Genomic DNA, 17,805 nt, shown 5'->3' on the forward strand with positions numbered 1-17,805 from the left:
TCACTCGAGTTTCATAATCTCTTTTAATCTTATGCGCCCTCTCCACCATACATTTCTTCGTTCTTTTGAAAAGTGACCTAAGGATAAGGACAGGCGCCGTTTCCACTCTTTTTTTACTTCATATTATAAAACATGGCTACTTTAAAAGATATCCAAAAACCTTATGACGCTGCATTTAGTTTAGGGCATAATTGTTTTCCTGCAATCTACTTACGTAATCATAATCTACGCCCTTTTGCAGGGGTGTTAGACTGGATGATTAGCTTTTCATTAAGCGAGGTGAACAAGCTTTTAGAAAATCGTTTTGCTAACTTTCTCAAGAAAGAAAATCTCACATTTGAATCTTATTTTGCAAACGGTCTGACTCTTAAAATTCGTGATAACCTTTACAGTATTGATTCAGCACACGATTTTTTAGCGAAAAACAATACGCCAACATCTTGGCCAGAATATGATGAAGTATATGCCAAATATAAGCGACGTGCTGAACGTTTTCTAGATACGCTTGAGAAAAGTGACGATCTTCTCTTTGTAAGACTTGGAGGCACGTATGAAGATGCAAGACGACTTGAAAGCGTTCTTGCGAGTTTAGTGAAGGGAAACTTCAAAGTGCTGTTAGTCATAAATGGAGAGGTAGAAGATTTTACAGAACTACAGTGGAATTTGGCTCATACTTGCGTTCTTCAGTATCCTATTTTTGATATGGATAAGCTTCGGGATGAAGCAAAATGGGCGAAACTTTTTGATGGAATGTCATTAAAGTAATTTTTTTTAAAAGGGTTTAAATATTATTATAGCGGGTATAAAAATAATGAACATTGATATATCTGATATTTCCCCCTAAAAAATATTAGATATTGCGCCCTCTCCAAGTTTTCTTGGAGATTTTTTTTTCAAAAAAAAGAAGCCTTTCAATTTGAAAGGCTTCTTATCTTCTATTTCAGGGGATGGGAGTCACAAACAAAGGGGTTTATATTGTGACTATTACCTTTTCTATTATAAAAGCTAATTAGAGACTCTTTCCACTTTTTATAATTTCGTTTTTCTTACAAAAGTTTATCACCATCTTTGGTTGGACTTCTCTTCTGCTTTTGTCCGTCTTTAAAAAATTTTTTTCAAAGACGGACCAAAAATGACGAATAAGTGCGAATTCTGTATTAGAAAAATACGGTGGTTTTTCCATCATGAATAGGAGGAATTGTTATGATTCATCTTCTTTGGGCAGCTATTGCTATTATAGTTGCGACAGTTGCTTTTCAACTGTTTTTTATTTTTCCGAAATCGTCGTCCTCCATTCAAAAATGGGTGATGCGTTTGATTGGTGTAGGCATGATTTCTGGACTTTTGGTTGTTTGTCATTTGATTATATAAAAAAAACGAATCCCTATGCGGAATTCGTTTTTTATGTATAAGAGACAATAAGTTCAGTATGCAAAATTGTGTTTACCAATTGTTCGGATAACTTTTCTAGAGAAAATCCACGTATTTGTTGAATCGACAGGATTGTAATAATAAGTCGCTCCATAAGAAGGATCCCATCCCTTGTAAGCAGCCTTCACTGCCTTATAAGCAGTTGCATTTGGTGAAAGATAATATTGCCCATCACTCACAGCTGTAAACGCATTTTGTTGGGTAATCACAGATGCGACACTGCTTGGAAACTCTGGAGAATGAACTCTGTTTATCACAACAGCCGCAACAGCAACTTGTCCTTCAAAAGATTCTCCTCGTGCCTCACCATATACAACATGTGCAATTTTTTCTACGTCTTCTAACTTCTGCAATGTCAATGGACCTGCAACTCCATCTATCCCAAGTCCAAAGTCTCGTTGGAAATTACTTACAGAATTTCTCGTAATCTCTCCATTGTATCCCGTTGGTGTTGTATTAAAGTAGCCAAGTAAACTGAGTTTACGTTGAAGCTGCATAATATCAGCATTTGTATCTGTACTTGCAGCGCTTACTGTATTATCCGCTCCTAGAGGACTTGCGAACAAACTTAGCCCCATAGAAAGAGGAATAATCTTCTTTAGATGTCTCATCACCTTTCCTCCTTATAACTTAATTTTGAAATTGGAAGTCTTCTTGTCTATTAAAACACAGTTTTATGGAAAGCAACACTTTAAAATGTAAAGAAATCTAAAAAAGGTAAATTCTACTCAAAAAAAAGAAGCTACCTTATATAAAGTAAGTCATTCACTCAGTTTGACCCATAAAAAAAGAAAGGGTTCCCCCTTTCTTTTTATTTAGCTGCTAAAACGTCGGCAAATTCTTTTACATATGGAGGTAGATCAGGAGGTCTGCGGCTTGATACAATATGACCATCTGTTACAACAGGTTGATCATGCCAAACAGCTCCGGCATTTTCCATATCATCTTTAATACCTGGCGTACTTGTTACATTTACACCTTGTAAAATTTTAGCTGAAATAAGGACCCATCCAGCATGACAAATTTGACCGATTGGCTTTTTCGCTTCATTCATTTCTTTAATAATGGTAATAACTTCGTCATAGCGACGGAGCTTATCAGGAGCCCATCCTCCCGGAACTAACACAGCATCGTAGTCAGACGAGGCAACCTCTTTGAAACTGTAGTCAGACTGAATAGGAACGCCATATTTTCCTATGTACGTTTTATTGCTTTCCTCTCCTACAACATGAACGATTGCTCCTTCTTCACGTAGACGAAGAATTGGATACCAAAGTTCTAAATCTTCAAATTCATCACTAACAAGGGCAATTACTTTCTTATTTTGTAATCTCACATTTCCCACCTCCAGGCTTTAGTATAACATTGTCTTTTGCAATAGAAAAAGAAGAACGCACAAAAAGAGCTGGCTTTAACGCATCCAGCTCTCCGTCTCCTAAAGCTTTTCCAATACTTTTTCAGTTGTATGATAAAGAAGCTCTGTTCCCAATGCAATATCTTCATATGAAGAATACTCTTTTGGATTATGACTTATGCCATCTTTAGAACGAACAAAAATCATTCCGTAATCACAAACATAAGACATAACTAATGCATCATGAAAAGGCCCGCTCATAAGTTCTGGTGGAGAAATATTCATAAGCGCAGCCCCCTCTTTCATACAATCTTTAATCCATTTGGCACAGTAGCGAGGCTCTGAGTTTGTATCTTCTTTAATTGTATAAGTTAAGCCTTGTTCTGCACAAATGTCTCCAATTGCTTTACGAAGATCTCGCTCATAAGCATTTCGTCTTTCCATATCCATATCTCGTAAATCAATGGTAAACCGTACTTTTTCAGCAATAATGTTGCGGGAGTTTGGAAACACTTCAATATTTCCTACTGTACCTACTGTAGGGTTTTCGATGTTTTGAGAAGCTATGTTGTTAAGAGTTGTAATAATGGCAGCTGCTCCAACTAGCGCATCTTGTCTCATTGACATTGGCACGCTTCCTGCGTGTCCTGCAAACCCTGCCAATTCAACAGTCAGCCATAACGGCCCAGATATGCCGGTTACAATTCCTACTCCTTGTCCTTTTTCTTCAAGAACAGGGCCTTGTTCAATATGAAGTTCTAAATATGCCCCTATTTCTTCATCCTTGTACTCCCATTTTGAAAATTGATTAGGGTCACATCCAAACTCAATGAGTGCTTCTTTTCTTGTTGTTCCATGTTGATCTTTCCGCTGGAGTTCGTCTTCTTCTAATCTTCCGTGCATCCCCCGCACACCAAACAAGCCTTTATTGAACCGTGATCCTTCTTCATCACAAAAGGCAACAACTTCAATTGAAACAGGGGGAACAACACCTTTTTCATGTAACGTTTGGGCAACCTCTAATCCACCAATAACGCCAATAACTCCATCAAATCTTCCACCATATGGCTGGGAATCAATGTGTGAGCCAATTCTAAGAACAGGGGCGCTTTTATCCCGACCTTCTAAGCGGCCAACAAGATTTCCAAAATTGTCAATATGAGTCTTCAAGCCCCCTTCGTTCATCCATGATTGAACAAGTTCAACAGCTTGCCTGTCTTCCTTTGATAGAGCTAAGCGACAAACCCCAGTTTCCTCAATTTTCCCTATAGCTGATAGTTCTTTTATTCTGCTTTCTACCCTTTTATGATTAATAATAGAAGATGTAAGAATAACAACCCCTCCTAGATGATAAGATTATTAAAAAATATAGCATAGCTTCTCTTCATCCACATTAGACATAATGTTAAATAGAAGAAACTAAGTGAATACACTGTCTCCTCATTGCTCTTCATGTGAAAGAGACTATTTTTAATATGTATGCAACATCCTTCCGTCTCTGAAGCAACTCTTTCTTTATAAAAAAGAGCCTATGCAAATGCATAGACTCTTCCTATGATTCATGGCGCCATTTCGCTGCCCATAATGTAAGAGATACAATAAGAACAAGACTAACTCCGCTTGCTAAAAAAGCAATAGGGATAGAGCCTTCTTTTATAAAATTGATAGCGCTTGCAAATAAAAGTCCAACAAACACACTAAGTAGTACAAGCTGCTGCACTTTCATTGCTAACTCCCTCCCCTTTATACAGCTTATTTTCTTTAGCTTACGATATTTTTAGGTTATTGTAAACATAAAGAAATATACACGATCTTGTTTTCTAACATATTGATCTATCAACTTTTTTTAATTAAAATATTTTATTTATTAATGAAATGTGCTAGAATAACAAATGGGGACAAACAAAGGGATTTACATAAACAATATTTTTCTTGGCATAAAAAGCATGTATAAGCTTAACATTACGTTAAATTTATACATGCTTTTTACAGTTATCTTCGCATTATAGATTTAATAAACTAAACTTTTTTTATTTATTTTATTCCAGCAAAATGATATACTAGAAAAGAAGCTAATGTGTGTTTTACATTAACAATCGCCCATTATAGACGAATGGGCTCCTTTGTCCAGTAAAAAGCTCTCCTCTTCAAGAGGAGAGCTTTTTCTATTTTAATAAAGTAAATATTGTTTTCTGATCTTTTTAAAAGCTTTTGTATCCTTCTGCCACTTTGCTATAATATCCTCTACATTTGTTCCCTTTTCCAACTCTTCTCTTACCCAGCTGTTTCCGATTAATAAATCAAAGTTTCCACTCTTATTAAACGAGAACTCTTCTCCGTACAAATCATGAATCGTTTTAACAATGTGCAAACCTGTTTCAACCGATTGATATTTCTCTCTATCTGTTACATAAACTTGAACACCATGACTAAGCTGTCCGCTGTGCTTTGAAAAAGAAGGCGTAAATGAAGCAGCTCTGAATTTCACTCCATCTAAATGTAAATTATTTAACTTCTCACTGAGCTCTGTTCCATTAATAAACGGCGCTCCTAACAGTTCAAATGGCTTTGTTGTTCCTCTTCCTTCTGACACGTTCGTTCCTTCAATAAGACCTGTTCCTGGATAAACAAACGCCGTTTCTAGAGTTGGCATATTAGGGGAAGGCATCACAAACGGAAGGTTTGTTTCATCATAGTCGAAAGATCGCTTCCATTTTTTCATTTTAACAACTGTTAAATCTGCACCAATCCCAAATTCTTTGTTAAAAAGTTGAGCAAGCTCTCCAACTGTCATTCCATGTCGAAGTGGAATAGGATATTTCCCAACAAATGAAGAATACTTTTCTTCAAGAACAGGTCCTTCCACAACTTCTCCACCTAGTGGGTTTGGTCTATCTAGAACAACAAACGGAATTCCTTGTTCTTTTGCAGCTTCCATTGCATAAGCCATTGTATAAATGTAAGTGTAGAAACGTGCACCAACATCTTGAATATCAAAAACGAGAATATCTACGTTTTTCAACATTTCAGGTGTTGGCTTTCTCGTGTCTCCATAAAGACTATAAACAGGTAACCCTGTTTTTTCATCAATATAATAGTCAACTTTATCTCCAGCTTGAGCATCTCCTCTTACACCATGCTCAGGTCCATAAAGAGCAGTTAGCTCAATATCCGGGTCTTCAGCAAATAAATCAACGCTGCTTCTTAATTCTGAATCCACTCCTGTTGGGTTTGTAATAAGGCCGACTCGCTTTCCTTTTAAAAGGTTTTTATGCTCACGAAAAAGGGTTTCAACACCAAGCTCAACTTTCTTTTGGCCCGGCTTTGCTTCGACTGTATTCCATGACGAAAAAACAAGTAGAAAAAGGGCTAACAACGTCAGTTTCTTTCTCATCTTTTCTCCTCCCCTTATTTAAGCTTGATTCCATGGCCATACGGATAAAGTGTTTCTCCTTTAGCTGTTACAGAAGGGATGGCAACAGGCAATTTTCCTTTTGGTTTTGCTTCACCAAAGATAACGTGAATTCCTGCTGAAATGTTAGGCTGTTGAAATCTTCCGTTACTATAGCCTTTAAAACCATATAGAGCTAAAACAGCATGAGCTTCTTCAAAATTAGCAACATCATATGGGTTTCTCAGACTCATGAGCACGAAAGACTTCTCACTCTTTTGGGTATACATCATAGCTGCACGAGGAAAAGAAACTGCCCATGCTGAAGGTTCATTAATTTCGTCCTCAATAACTCCGTCGTTTACAGCGGGGTCGTTTTGTATAACATATGAACCTGTCAAAACATAGTCTGCTTCATCTATTTTTCTTTTCATCTCTTCGTTAAACACCTTTTTCTCAAATGGGACAACGTCAACTTCAACATTTTTTATTTTCTTTTCACTAATCATATTTTGAACTGTTTTCTTTACCGCTTCCCCTTGATAATCATATGGAGTAAATACAACAATTTTTTCCCCTTTTTTCGGGTTTAATGGCAACGTTTTTTTCTCATTTTTCACAACGGTTACCGCTTCTTGGGCCATCTTCATTTCTTGCTTCTTATGTTTTTTATTTCCTACCACCTTCAGTGCATTTTTAACTTTCTGGTCCTCTGAGACACTTTTCTCCTCATACAATCCTCTTTTTATTTTTAAATCAAGGATTCTTTCAACTGAATCATCAATTTCTTCTTCTTTAATTTCACCTGTCCGAACAGCTTCAACAACTGCATTGTAAACGTTCGCTAAATTTTCTTCTTCTTTAAGCGATGTAACAGAAGCAGGCATAAGCGCAATATCAACCCCTGCATTGATCGCCATAATAACTGCTTCCTCTTGCCCGAAATTATCAGCAATTGCTTTCATATTAAGCGCATCTGTCACAATAATGCCGTCATAATTCATTTCTCCTCGAAGCAAATCATTTAATACTTTTTTCGATAGTGTTGCAGGAACAATAATGTCTTCTCCGTCTTTTTTGCTCTTATAGACGGTATCATCGAAAGCTGGGAACTGCACGTGAGCAGTCATAATCATATCTGTACCATTTTCAATTGCTTTTTTAAAAGGGGCTAGCTCCACCTGACGCAAGCGTTCTTTAGAATGATTAACAACAGGCAAACCATAATGACTATCAACTGCCGTATCTCCATGACCAGGAAAATGTTTGACAGTTGTCGCTACTTTTTCTCCTTGCAGTCCTTTCATTGTTTGAACACCGAGGTTTGAAACAAGTTCTTCGTTAGAGCTAAAAGAGCGGACACCGATAACAGGATTGTTTGGATTGTTATTCACATCAAGGACAGGACTAAAGTTCACGTTAATCCCAAGCGCATGAAGTTCACGTCCAATGATTTCTCCTGTTTGATGGGCATTTTTCTCGCTTCTTGTTGCTCCTAATGCCATATTTCCTGGAAGATTTGTTCCTGATTGAAGCCTTGTCACAATTCCTCCTTCTTGATCAATCGCTACAAAAAGGGGCACATCGTTGCTGCTCTTTTTTAATCCGTTCACAAGCCTTGTTGTTTGCTCTGTATCTACAACGTTTTCTGCAAATAAAATAACCCCACCAAGATGATACTTCTCAATAAGACTTCCTACTTCTTCGTTCATCTCAGTAAAGCCTGTTGCTTTCTCTGCTCCTTGTTCTTTCCAATTTCTAAAGTCTAGCATAATCATTTGCCCTACTTTTTCTTCAACTGTCATATCTTGCACAATTTCTTTCGCCGTTCTCTCTTTCGCTTTTTCTTCTTTTTTAGCTTCTCCACTACATCCAAACGTTGTGAGCGCTAACATTCCTACGATGAAGACACTAATTACCTTTCTTTTTTTCAAGGCTGTTCCTCCTCTTTTTCGGTTTTCGTTCTCACATCATTACTGAGTAGTTTGGCAAGTTCTGCTATTTTTATAAAGAAAAAAATCTGTTAAATAAAATTTACCATATATAAGGTATAGATGTATATATCGCCTTATTCCTACGCCGATAAACTTCATAACACTTCTTTCTATCTTTTCTTTTTTAAGATCCAAATGCTGTGATACAAAAATTATATAAATTAAATTGTTCACAAAATGTTCACTTATGAAGAGTATCCCTCTCTCGCTATAATAGCAAAGGATTGAAAAGAAAGGATGATCAACATTGCCAACAACAAAAAAAGAAAACTTTTATTTCGGAATGATGATGTGTATTGGAATGGTTATCGGTATGACTTTTTATAACCTCGTTATAAATGACTTAATTGGTACTATCTCATTACAAGGAATGCTGCTTCAACTTATTTTAGGGTTCATAATTGCTTTTATTTTAGAACTATTTATTATCGGACCTATCGCACATAAAGTGGCTTTCTCATTACCATATGACAAATCGAACAAGCTTTTTGTCATTTTATCTCTTGCCTTTTGTATGGTCATTGGCATGGTACTCTCAATGTCTATTTATGGAGTAACAATGGCGTATTTTGCCAATTCATTAGGAGAAGGTTCATTGCTTAAACACTATTTTTTAACAGTAGGTAAAAATTTTATTTTTGCTCTTCCGCTTCAACTTCTCATTATCGGACCTTTAGTTCGCTTTTCATTTGCTAAATTTGTGAAAGGACAGAAATCAATTCAAACGGATGGGGTAAGCTAGCATAAGTGTTAGGAATTTTATTAAAAACTAGTAGCCCCTTGAGGAACAAGGGGCTCTGTTATTAATCGTGTTTATCAATGCACTCTAAACTATGTTTCTGCAAAATCAAAAAAAATGATAGAGAAAAAAGTTTTGAATCTGCAAATCCAACTTTATGAACCGTTACTTCCTCTGTTTGCTCATCGTCTTTTCCTATCTTTTCAAATCATTCTTCTTACATAATTGGTGGTACATATATATTAAGAAAAGTTAAGACAGTCAAGTTTCCTACATCTACAATAAAATGCGAAAGGATCACCCATCTTAAACTCTTAGTTTTAAAATACGTTAGGGACCAAACGATCCCCATAACCGTTAAGTAAATATAAAGGTGATAAGATGTACTTGCAATTGAAAATACTCCCCACATAAGCGGATGGCTTAGTACAAAAAAGATTGTAGTATACAAAACGCTCATCCACTTTGGAAACCAGTCAACCGCAGCATCTAATAATACACCTCTCCAATATAGCTCTTCAAACCAAGGATTGATTAAAGCAAACAAGATCCAAAGAACGATCAGTAAAATTGAGTCAAATAATTTGTAATTCATGATTAATATAGAGAGAGGAAACATGCCAAGAAGTAAAGACAAGAAAATAGGGAATATGGAGATTTTGGGTTTCTTTAACCAGTCTTTAATATGTTTGTTTTCTTTAAAATATACAATACAAAATCCAAGAGAACTCCAATACACAATTGCTAAAGGCGTCCATGCCCATCCGTCTATAAGTTTTGAGAAGCCAGTAGCTGTGATAAATCCAAGTAAGATAACATTGATCGGGGATAGTAAAATAAGTATTCTTTTTTTCTTACTAATCTCTAATATCATGGCGAGAGCTCCTTTACATTAGGGAGTTTTCTTAAATATATTCATGATAAGATTAGCCTCTGGCATTGGACACCCTTCCCATTGAATCCTATTTATGGCTAACCCTTGGATAAAGGCATAATACGTAACAGCTAACTGTACTGGATCTCCCTGCTTAATTTCGCCTACTTTTTGTCCTTCCACAATTAGCGGGATAGTAGCCATAACAGGCGAAACAGCATGCTCTCCTGTTAACATTTCTTTTACTTCTTCTGATACAATATCTGAAGTGCTAGCTTGAATCATAATGAGAAAAAGAAGAATTTCATCACCGTTGTCAATACTTTTAATAATTTGTTCTGTCATCCAACGTAACTTTTCTAAATGAGTTCCCACTCGTTCATGAGCATAATGAATGACGTTAAGGGAACTATCTAACGCTTTTTGTACTAACGTCATGAAGATCTCTTCTTTTGACTTAAAGTAATGGTAAACAAGTCCATGACTAAGTCCGGCTTCTTTTGCAATATCGCTAATTTTTGCTGCTACCATACCTCTTCGCGCAAATACTCGCAAAGCTGCTTGTAATATTTGTGCTCTTCTTTCATCCCGGATTTGTTTATTTTGTTGATCTTGTCTAGGCATTAGTAACTCTCCTTTTTTGATTGACTAATCAGTCAATAGTGTAACTATTTGTATATTATTCTATAAATTTACTTATTGTCAACATTTTTTGTTTTTATTAACGAGTTTATATCGTTTATTCCTAGGCACTTTCCTTTCATCTCCACTTAGTCCATTTATTACGATGTGATGAAGAAAAAACGCAAGTTCCTTGAAAAACAAGAGATCTGCGCTTTTTTTTAATAAACTTTATGTAAAAAACAAATTATAGATTATTAGTTTTGTTATCTTTCAGGTTAAAAAATACAAAGTACAAACTGATAAAAAAGTAATATAAACAATACCCTATTACTCGTGCTTATTATAAACCTCCTTGCGCAGTTGCTGTTAAAATCGTAGTAACTAAAACACACTAGGTAAACCTACTCATTTTTAAGAATCAAATTAAGTTCAAGAAGCTAAAACCATAAATCGATCCAACAGCAAATAAAATTGTCCATACTGCTAAACTAACTGTCATCCATCCAATTACATGCCGGCGTGAAGAGCCAAAAGTTAGAGCCAAGACTGCGGCTATATCTGTACCTACTAAAATAGGGGCAAGCAAAGCTAAGCCTGGTATACCGTATTTTTCCCAAATTTGTCTTGATCTTGTTTCCTTTTTAGTTGGGCTATTGATTCCCTTTTTCATTCTTCTTTTCGCTCTCCATGCTGAAAACTGCTTAAAAAATAGCCCAAGCAATAAAATTAAAATACAATTCCCTAAAAATGCTGTTAATCCAACACTAAAAGGAGGTAACCCCCACACAATTCCAAGTGGAACAACAATAGATACATCCATCCAAGGTGCTGCAGCAAGCAGAAATAAGACTGTATACTGCCATAAAACAGGAGCATCTTGTGCCCATTCTATTAGATTCATTTCATCTCTCCTTTATCCTTCAATGTTCGTTTAGATTCCAAATAATTATTCAATAAAGAATGTATTTCTTTATCTCTAGAAGGTTAATATTTAATAAGGAAATAAACAGACTATTATTTTATTAGATTGATTTCCTTCTGTATGGAAGATTGTATAAACAAAAAATAACCTTTATCTAAATCCTTCATAAAAGGAGACCTGGCTAACCAAGTCTCCTTTTATGAAAAACTTTTTATTGATGAATAGAACCAAGCATTTGTCTAGCCATTTCTTCATACTCTTGCAGTCCAGAGATTTCAGCAAACTCAGCAACTGAAATTGCCCTGGTTGTTTCCAATTCTAAAATATGTTCTTTCATAAGCGGCCACGTCTTCCCGCCTGCCTTTTCATAAGCCATAATAGCTTTTTCTAATCCTTTTTCTCCAGCAAATAAATAGTGAACAATGAAATCACGCGATACATCTGTAACCGCTACTTCAGTCCAATCAATTAAGCCAGTAACTTCTGATTGACGATTAATTAAAATATGTCCCGGATGAACATCTCCATGACTAAGTCCAGTATGCTTTGGCCATATATTATCGTTATTCACCCATTTCATCCAACGATTCCATAAATCCTCCCGAACCTCATATTCATTCTTTATTTTATGCATTCTCGTTTTCATTAATTCTCTTGCCTCATACGCTGTATAAATTTGAATACCAGTGTTTTCCACTAAACTTATTGGCAGTTGATGTATTTCCGCTAACGTACGTCCGAATGATTCATGGTATGCTGATGGAATGTCTTCTATATTTAGAACCCATTCATAATTTTGAATTTCAGGGTTAATAGTTCCAGCAGGCACTCCGTCTAGCGACTTATACGCTACAACCTCATCAGTGAAAATCTCCCAATATGGTGCTTGAATTGTTGTATATTGATTAACAGCATCTAATACCGTCTTCTCTTGATCTGCTTTTGCCATAGAATTCAGTCTTCGCGGAATTCGTAAAATCCATTTTTGTCCTTGCTCATCTTCTACATGTGCAACCTGAAAATCAAGACCTGATTCATTTAATCTTATTGTTTTTTCGTTTATATTTAAGCCTTTACGTTTTGCTAATGCTTTAATCTCTACTTTATTCATATAAATTCCTCCATACCTTTTTAAGTTTTTCCGCTGCTCTTTCTATTCTATTCAGCCCGAATTCTTATAATCAATAACACAATTTACTGGTTATGAACGGATATAAATTGGGTTTTTAAACATGAAAAAAGCTGCAGAATTCTCTGTCTGCAGCTTGAAGTAAACATTCCTCAACTATGTTTTACACTCTATAACACAGTGAGAAATCCAATTCATATATCATTGGATGGAAAAGAGCACATTTTTAAACATAACAAAAGAAAGACAAATAAATCATCCTTGTTGTTAATGTCGCATATTACAGTCTCCGTTGAAGATTATTAAAAATGAGCAGACTTATCCTGTTTACTCTGCCATTATTAAACAGAGTCCTTGAACATATTCAATTATTTGTTCAAAGCATGGATACGTAGTCTCATAGAAGCTGTCATTTTTTAATAATCCTCCTTATTTTAGAATAATTTCATTCTATATTACAAAATGATGATTTTCAACCCCTTTATTTTGATAAAGGGGTATTTTATCTATATAAACAGTGCCCAATATTTAAAATATCACCTTACTATTTTTCAGATATTGTTCTCCCACCCTTTTTTCATCTCCCTAACATCATCAAAATAGCAGTCATGACAAAATTGATAAACAAAAAAAATGAACTTTCTACATTCTACTGCTCTTTTCACTCTAGACTGATACAAAGAGGTTGATTTAGGGTTATGTCGCAAACGCCACCCTTCTTCTAAGAGCAAATGCCATCTTTGAGGAAGAATCTCTTTCACTTTTTTTAAGGCTTCTACCTTTGTTAAGATTTTTTTAACTTCTAACGTACTTAAAATTCTACTAAGTGTTAAAACACAAAATTCAACCATATCATCAAAAACAAACATGATTTTATGTTTCGCTTTGTTTAGCCAATATGTATCAATATTGAACTTCATATTTTCTACTACATGATTCCATTTCGAACGAATGCTTAAATCGGATATTCTTTTTCCTTGCACTTTTATTCCGTTGTTTTCTAACATCCACCATGTAACAGCATTTATATCCCAGTACCCTTTCTTTACTTTTCCGTCTGAACAGTAAAAATAAGGAGACAATTCACCATTAGTTTTACCTATATGATCTATTGAAAGATACATACCATCCATTCTTTGTCCTAAAGAATTTACATTCAAACTTTGATGAATGGATTTTACACATTTTCCTTCTTCTTTCGTTAAGTCCCTTTTTAATAGTGTGATAAAGTCTATATCGCTTTTTTCTTCATCGAAAGCACCTAAAGAAATCGATCCATAAAGATACACACCTACTAAAAGATCTCTTGGAAGTTGTTTCTCTATATGTTTTATATAGTCCGTTAAACAAGCTTCTACTTTTTCAGGTATACCCTCCACTATTCATACCTCCACTCATCACACATGATTTTATCTTAAAATAACCAGTGTATAAAAGTTCCCCTCTTAAACTTTTATTGTTTACATTCAATGAATTTCTCCTAAATAAATTGAGCTTGAGAAGTTACCTTCATAACATTCTATAATACGTTTTCTAATACCAACCGGAAACAAAGGATGAGTTAATAATTCCTCTATCTTCAACCAAGAAACTCCTGTTTGATTATCATCCATATTAAAGTCGTTTAACTTTAAGTTAGTAAATGATACTAGCGAACAAGAATACATAAACTCTACTCTATGTATCTCTTCCTCCATAAAACATTCCCGTATAAACCAAAGATTGTTTACTTTCACTTCAATGCCTGTCTCTTCCATACACTCCCTCTTTAGCGTATTATCTAAGGTTTCTCCAATTCTTTGTCCTCCACCTGGAAGAAGATGATAAATCTCCTCCCCCTCTTTATAAGTTGTTACTAATAACTTTCCATTATGTATTAATATAGCTTTTGCTGAATTCTTCAGTCTCATCTTCATCACCTGTTTATTTTCTTTAAAAATAAATTTAATTCCACTAATCCTTATTTCACTTTTTCGTTACAACCGCTTATACAAATAGAAGCTGTTAGAAGAAATCATCATTCCAACAGCTTCTAAATTAGCTTTGACACCTTTTATCTTTATTCGTTTGTTTTTCTATTGTAAATCCTGAAAGAAGAATGAAAGAATAAGCTAATAAAAGCCAAGAACCGAAAATTCTATCCATTCTACTATCCAAATTTATAAAGATATCTGAGAAATAAATTAAAGATACAACATCAAGTAACATACCTGGTAAAGCGATTAAAATGGCTGCTTTTAATCGATTATATGAATCTAATTGTTTGTATCTATAAATGGGTAAAGTAAGAATTAATATGAAAGGAATAACCAAAATATATGAAGCGACTAACAATACGGGGGTTTCTAGCGAGAAGAAAAAATGTCCTAAAAATCTAAATAAAGCTGTGGCTCCTAACCAAACTAAAAATCCCCAAGTTAGAAAAAACATATTCTCTCACTCTCCTTTTGAGGTTTAACCCTCTGCTCTATAAGATTGAACAGATTCTACTTGCTTTATGAAGAGGGACTCAAGACCTTTAAATACACGCTCTGCATCAAAATCTTCAACCATTAAAGATTGTATGGCCAAACCATCTATTAACGCATTCATGAGGGTGCTCCATACTTCTATTGAAAGGCCATAAAATTCATTTGCTCCTATTAATGCTTCCATCTGTTGTTGAAGAGATTTATTTTCATATTTCAACAATTCACTAATAAGTTCTTTAACTTTATCATTGTGTAGCCCTGTTACAATTAGTGATAGAAATAAAGGATGATAGAAAGAACCTTTCGTATTTCTGTTATAAGCAGATTTCATGGCAGCTTGAATCCACTCTAATCCTTGTTTTTTAGATACTTTTTTCTTTTCCTCTAACTCTTCCCATGATGTTTCACACATATCCTTTACAATCTCAATCATAAGCTGTTCTTTTGTTTTAAAATGGTAATATACAGTGCCTTGTGTTACACCTGCACCTTCTGCTACTGCTTTTAAAGTCAATTTATTTATCCCATTTTCTACTATGCATTTCTTTGCAGATTGGATTAGATCTTTTTTTGTAATCACATTCGGCTCGGCCATATGAACCTCTCCTTTATTTAATTGTTAGTCCAATAACTAGGATAGGAGATAAGCAATAACAAGAAATTCTTCTATTTTTTATATCCTTATACTGCTTTGCAACCCCTCCACTATCAAGCATTTTCTTACGAACACTCCTATAAGGAGAAAGCATTTCTTTCTTCTTAGGTTGTGATCTCTCTAAAAAGGATAAATATCAGGATTTTCAAAAAACGCTTTAGTTAGTTATATAACTAACTTGAGTACATAAGTAAGAAATAGATGAATATCATATACATGAGTACCGTTTCTTATCAAACGTGATGCTATATTTCTGTATTTCTTAAAGATAATAGCCTAGATTCAACGCCCTACATTAAGAGATCCATTCCTATTCACCATATTTTAATTAACTAAAATATAAAATGGTAACCAATGTATTGTCAACATATTTTTGAATAAATGTATTATATATACATATAGAAATACGTTAGGTTTGCTCTACGGAAAAAGCTAATTGGTGTTTATCCTATGTCGCAATAGAAAAAAGCCTGAAAGAAACTGTCCATGAGTTATCTTCAGGCTTTCTATATGAAAAATTTGCATCCTAGTAATTGTCACAGCATTCTTTATCATCAATTTAGTAAAGAAGAAGATATTCTCTTTGTTTAATTGAAGCAAGTAGTGGAACGAAAATCCAGCAAGTTACGATCTAAGAGAAGTTCTACTTTCTTGATCTCCTTTTCTATTATCCTCACTATTTCCTACATTAACAAGCTTTTCATCGGTTAGATTTTTACTTTGTTTTTTAACTTCTATGCATAGGAGTTTGTGAGTTACTATTTAAAAGAAATTCTTCTAAAATTCGGTTTGCCTCCCATTCATCTCCCCCGTTTACCATTAAGGTGACTTCATCTCCCTCTTTAATAACTAAATCCATGATTTCCATAAGATCTTTTCCATTTGCTGTTTTTCCATTCTTAGAAAGCATTATTTCACTTTTAAATGATGAAGCCTTACGCACAAATATTGCTGTATGTCTAGCTTGAAGTCCACGAGGAAGCTGAACAGTAAGCTTTTTCATTAACATCTTCTCTCACCTTATTTCTATAGCTATATTTATCACTTTCATTTATATAAGCTAGAAAGATAGAGGATTAGTGTATTTTATTTTTGGTCTCTTTACTAAATAAAACGTAAAAGCCTCTCCATAAACTCCGTAACTCCTCTTTCACTTTCTATTCATTATGATCTTAATTCCGACTTAAAGTCCTGTTCTCTTCTCTAGCTCTTCTGGATAAAGGTCTCCCATCAACGTAATTTTTGAAGTTGCGGAATTTATATCATCCAGCTCTTCAGATGTTAGTTTAATGTTAGCGGAATTTAAGTTTTCTTCTAGTCGATTTAACTTTGTTGTCCCTGGAATAGGCACAATCCATGTTTTTTGAGCAAGCAACCAAGCAAGGGCGATTTGAGCCATTGTAGCTCCCTTCCGCTCGGCAACTTTTTGAAGTAACTGGATTAACACTTCGTTTGCTTGGAGAGCCTCTGAAGTAAAGCGAGGAAGAATGCTGCGGAAATCGTCACCTTCAAACGTTGAATTAGCGTTAAAGCGCCCTGTTAAATACCCTTTCCCTAATGGACTGAACGGAACAAACCCTATTCCAAGCTCTTCTAAGGAAGGTAATAACTCTTCTTCAGGGCGTCTCCACCATAAGGAATATTCACTTTGAACAGCAGCAAGCGGATGAACAGCATGAGCGCGGCGAATCGTCTTCACGCCGGCCTCTGATAATCCCCAATGTTTTACTTTTCCTTCTTGAATTAAATCTTTCACAGCTCCTGCTACCTCTTCAATCGGAACACCCGGGTCTACTCTATGCTGATAATATAGATCAATAGCTTCCACTCTAAGGCGTTTTAACGAGTCTTCTACCGCTTTCTTAATCTGTTCTGGCCGACTATTCATTCCAACCTGTTTTCCATTTTGAATATGGAATCCAAACTTTGTAGCAATAACAACTTGATCTTTAAAAGGAAGGAGAGCTTCTCCTACAAGCTCTTCATTTGTATATGGTCCATATACTTCAGCAGCATCAAAGAAAGTAACACCGCGTTCAACAGCATCTTGAATAACCGAAATCATTTCCTTTTTATCTGAAGGAGGTCCATATCCATAGCTCATCCCCATACAACCGAGTCCAATAGACGAAACTTCTAGACCACTATTTCCTAATGTACGCTTTCTCATGATTCATCTTCCTTTCCCTTGTATGATTGTTACTTTGAACTTTCACACGAT

19 protein-coding genes are annotated in these 17,805 nt (G+C 35.1%); 3 read left to right on the plus strand and 16 right to left on the minus strand.

Annotated features, from left to right (window positions below):
* Positions 1 to 132: 132 nt before the first annotated feature.
* Together BM012_RS08590 and BM012_RS26345 are read left to right on the plus strand one after the other, a co-directional pair.
* Positions 133 to 765: a DUF1796 family putative cysteine peptidase gene (locus tag BM012_RS08590; protein WP_061805030.1), complete on the plus strand. Its 633-nt coding sequence runs from the start codon at positions 133 to 135 to the stop codon at positions 763 to 765.
* 438 nt (positions 766 to 1,203) lie between these two features.
* A complete protein-coding gene (locus BM012_RS26345) occupies positions 1,204 to 1,371 on the plus strand; it encodes a hypothetical protein (protein WP_019395305.1) in 168 nt (55 codons plus the stop codon).
* A 53-nt stretch (positions 1,372 to 1,424) separates the two neighbouring features.
* Here the strand turns inward: BM012_RS26345 and BM012_RS08595 are convergent, their stop codons facing one another.
* The 6 genes from BM012_RS08595 to BM012_RS08615 form a co-directional block, all read right to left on the minus strand.
* Positions 1,425 to 2,042: a cell wall hydrolase gene (locus BM012_RS08595; protein WP_061805029.1), complete on the minus strand. Its 618-nt coding sequence runs from the start codon at positions 2,040 to 2,042 to the stop codon at positions 1,425 to 1,427.
* Positions 2,043 to 2,242: 200 nt separating this feature from the next.
* Positions 2,243 to 2,767, minus strand: a complete 525-nt coding sequence (locus BM012_RS08600) for a type 1 glutamine amidotransferase domain-containing protein (protein WP_061805028.1) — start codon at positions 2,765 to 2,767, stop codon at positions 2,243 to 2,245.
* Between the two features lie 99 nt (positions 2,768 to 2,866).
* Positions 2,867 to 4,117 carry a M20 family metallo-hydrolase gene (locus BM012_RS08605; RefSeq protein ID WP_061805027.1) on the minus strand — a complete coding sequence of 417 codons (1,251 nt, stop codon included), beginning with the start codon at positions 4,115 to 4,117 and terminating at the stop codon, positions 2,867 to 2,869.
* A 220-nt stretch (positions 4,118 to 4,337) separates the two neighbouring features.
* Entirely contained in the window at positions 4,338 to 4,511 is a 174-nt protein-coding gene (locus BM012_RS26350; RefSeq protein WP_161939319.1) for a hypothetical protein, read from the minus strand.
* A gap of 444 nt (positions 4,512 to 4,955) precedes the next feature.
* A complete protein-coding gene (locus tag BM012_RS08610; protein ID WP_061805026.1) occupies positions 4,956 to 6,179 on the minus strand; it encodes an exo-beta-N-acetylmuramidase NamZ family protein in 1,224 nt (407 codons plus the stop codon).
* Positions 6,180 to 6,193: 14 nt separating this feature from the next.
* Complete coding sequence (locus tag BM012_RS08615) at positions 6,194 to 8,071, minus strand: glycoside hydrolase family 3 protein (protein WP_061805227.1); 1,878 nt, start codon at positions 8,069 to 8,071, stop codon at positions 6,194 to 6,196.
* A 346-nt stretch (positions 8,072 to 8,417) separates the two neighbouring features.
* Between BM012_RS08615 and BM012_RS08620 the strand changes: the two genes are divergently transcribed.
* Positions 8,418 to 8,912 (plus strand): DUF2798 domain-containing protein, encoded by a 495-nt coding sequence (locus BM012_RS08620; protein ID WP_061805025.1) that lies wholly within the window; start codon positions 8,418 to 8,420, stop codon positions 8,910 to 8,912.
* 214 nt (positions 8,913 to 9,126) lie between these two features.
* Here BM012_RS08620 and BM012_RS08625 read toward each other — a convergent pair whose 3' ends face one another.
* The 10 genes from BM012_RS08625 to BM012_RS08670 form a co-directional block, all read right to left on the minus strand.
* On the minus strand, positions 9,127 to 9,783 hold the full coding sequence (locus BM012_RS08625) for a CPBP family intramembrane glutamic endopeptidase (RefSeq protein ID WP_061805024.1): 657 nt from the start codon (positions 9,781 to 9,783) through the stop codon (positions 9,127 to 9,129).
* An 18-nt stretch (positions 9,784 to 9,801) separates the two neighbouring features.
* Positions 9,802 to 10,407 carry a TetR/AcrR family transcriptional regulator gene (locus BM012_RS08630; protein ID WP_061805023.1) on the minus strand — a complete coding sequence of 202 codons (606 nt, stop codon included), beginning with the start codon at positions 10,405 to 10,407 and terminating at the stop codon, positions 9,802 to 9,804.
* Positions 10,408 to 10,825: 418 nt separating this feature from the next.
* Positions 10,826 to 11,308, minus strand: coding sequence for a small multi-drug export protein (locus BM012_RS08635; protein ID WP_061805022.1), 483 nt, complete (start codon positions 11,306 to 11,308; stop codon positions 10,826 to 10,828).
* A 232-nt stretch (positions 11,309 to 11,540) separates the two neighbouring features.
* Positions 11,541 to 12,440 carry a macrolide 2'-phosphotransferase gene (locus BM012_RS08640; protein ID WP_061805021.1) on the minus strand — a complete coding sequence of 300 codons (900 nt, stop codon included), beginning with the start codon at positions 12,438 to 12,440 and terminating at the stop codon, positions 11,541 to 11,543.
* Between the two features lie 569 nt (positions 12,441 to 13,009).
* A complete protein-coding gene (locus BM012_RS08645) occupies positions 13,010 to 13,837 on the minus strand; it encodes an aminoglycoside adenylyltransferase domain-containing protein (protein ID WP_061805020.1) in 828 nt (275 codons plus the stop codon).
* Between the two features lie 87 nt (positions 13,838 to 13,924).
* A complete protein-coding gene (locus tag BM012_RS08650; protein ID WP_061805019.1) occupies positions 13,925 to 14,368 on the minus strand; it encodes an NUDIX domain-containing protein in 444 nt (147 codons plus the stop codon).
* Between the two features lie 127 nt (positions 14,369 to 14,495).
* Positions 14,496 to 14,888, minus strand: a complete 393-nt coding sequence (locus BM012_RS08655; RefSeq protein WP_061805018.1) for a DUF5367 domain-containing protein — start codon at positions 14,886 to 14,888, stop codon at positions 14,496 to 14,498.
* Between the two features lie 24 nt (positions 14,889 to 14,912).
* Positions 14,913 to 15,524 carry a TetR/AcrR family transcriptional regulator gene (locus BM012_RS08660; RefSeq protein WP_061805017.1) on the minus strand — a complete coding sequence of 204 codons (612 nt, stop codon included), beginning with the start codon at positions 15,522 to 15,524 and terminating at the stop codon, positions 14,913 to 14,915.
* A gap of 787 nt (positions 15,525 to 16,311) precedes the next feature.
* Positions 16,312 to 16,593, minus strand: coding sequence for an HPr family phosphocarrier protein (locus tag BM012_RS08665; RefSeq protein ID WP_061805016.1), 282 nt, complete (start codon positions 16,591 to 16,593; stop codon positions 16,312 to 16,314).
* 174 nt (positions 16,594 to 16,767) lie between these two features.
* Complete coding sequence (locus BM012_RS08670) at positions 16,768 to 17,754, minus strand: aldo/keto reductase (protein ID WP_201030249.1); 987 nt, start codon at positions 17,752 to 17,754, stop codon at positions 16,768 to 16,770.
* Positions 17,755 to 17,805 lie beyond the last annotated feature (51 nt).

The organism is Priestia endophytica DSM 13796 (assembly GCF_900115845.1).
GTDB classification, from domain to species: Bacteria; Bacillota; Bacilli; order Bacillales; family Bacillaceae_H; genus Bacillus_I; species Bacillus_I endophytica.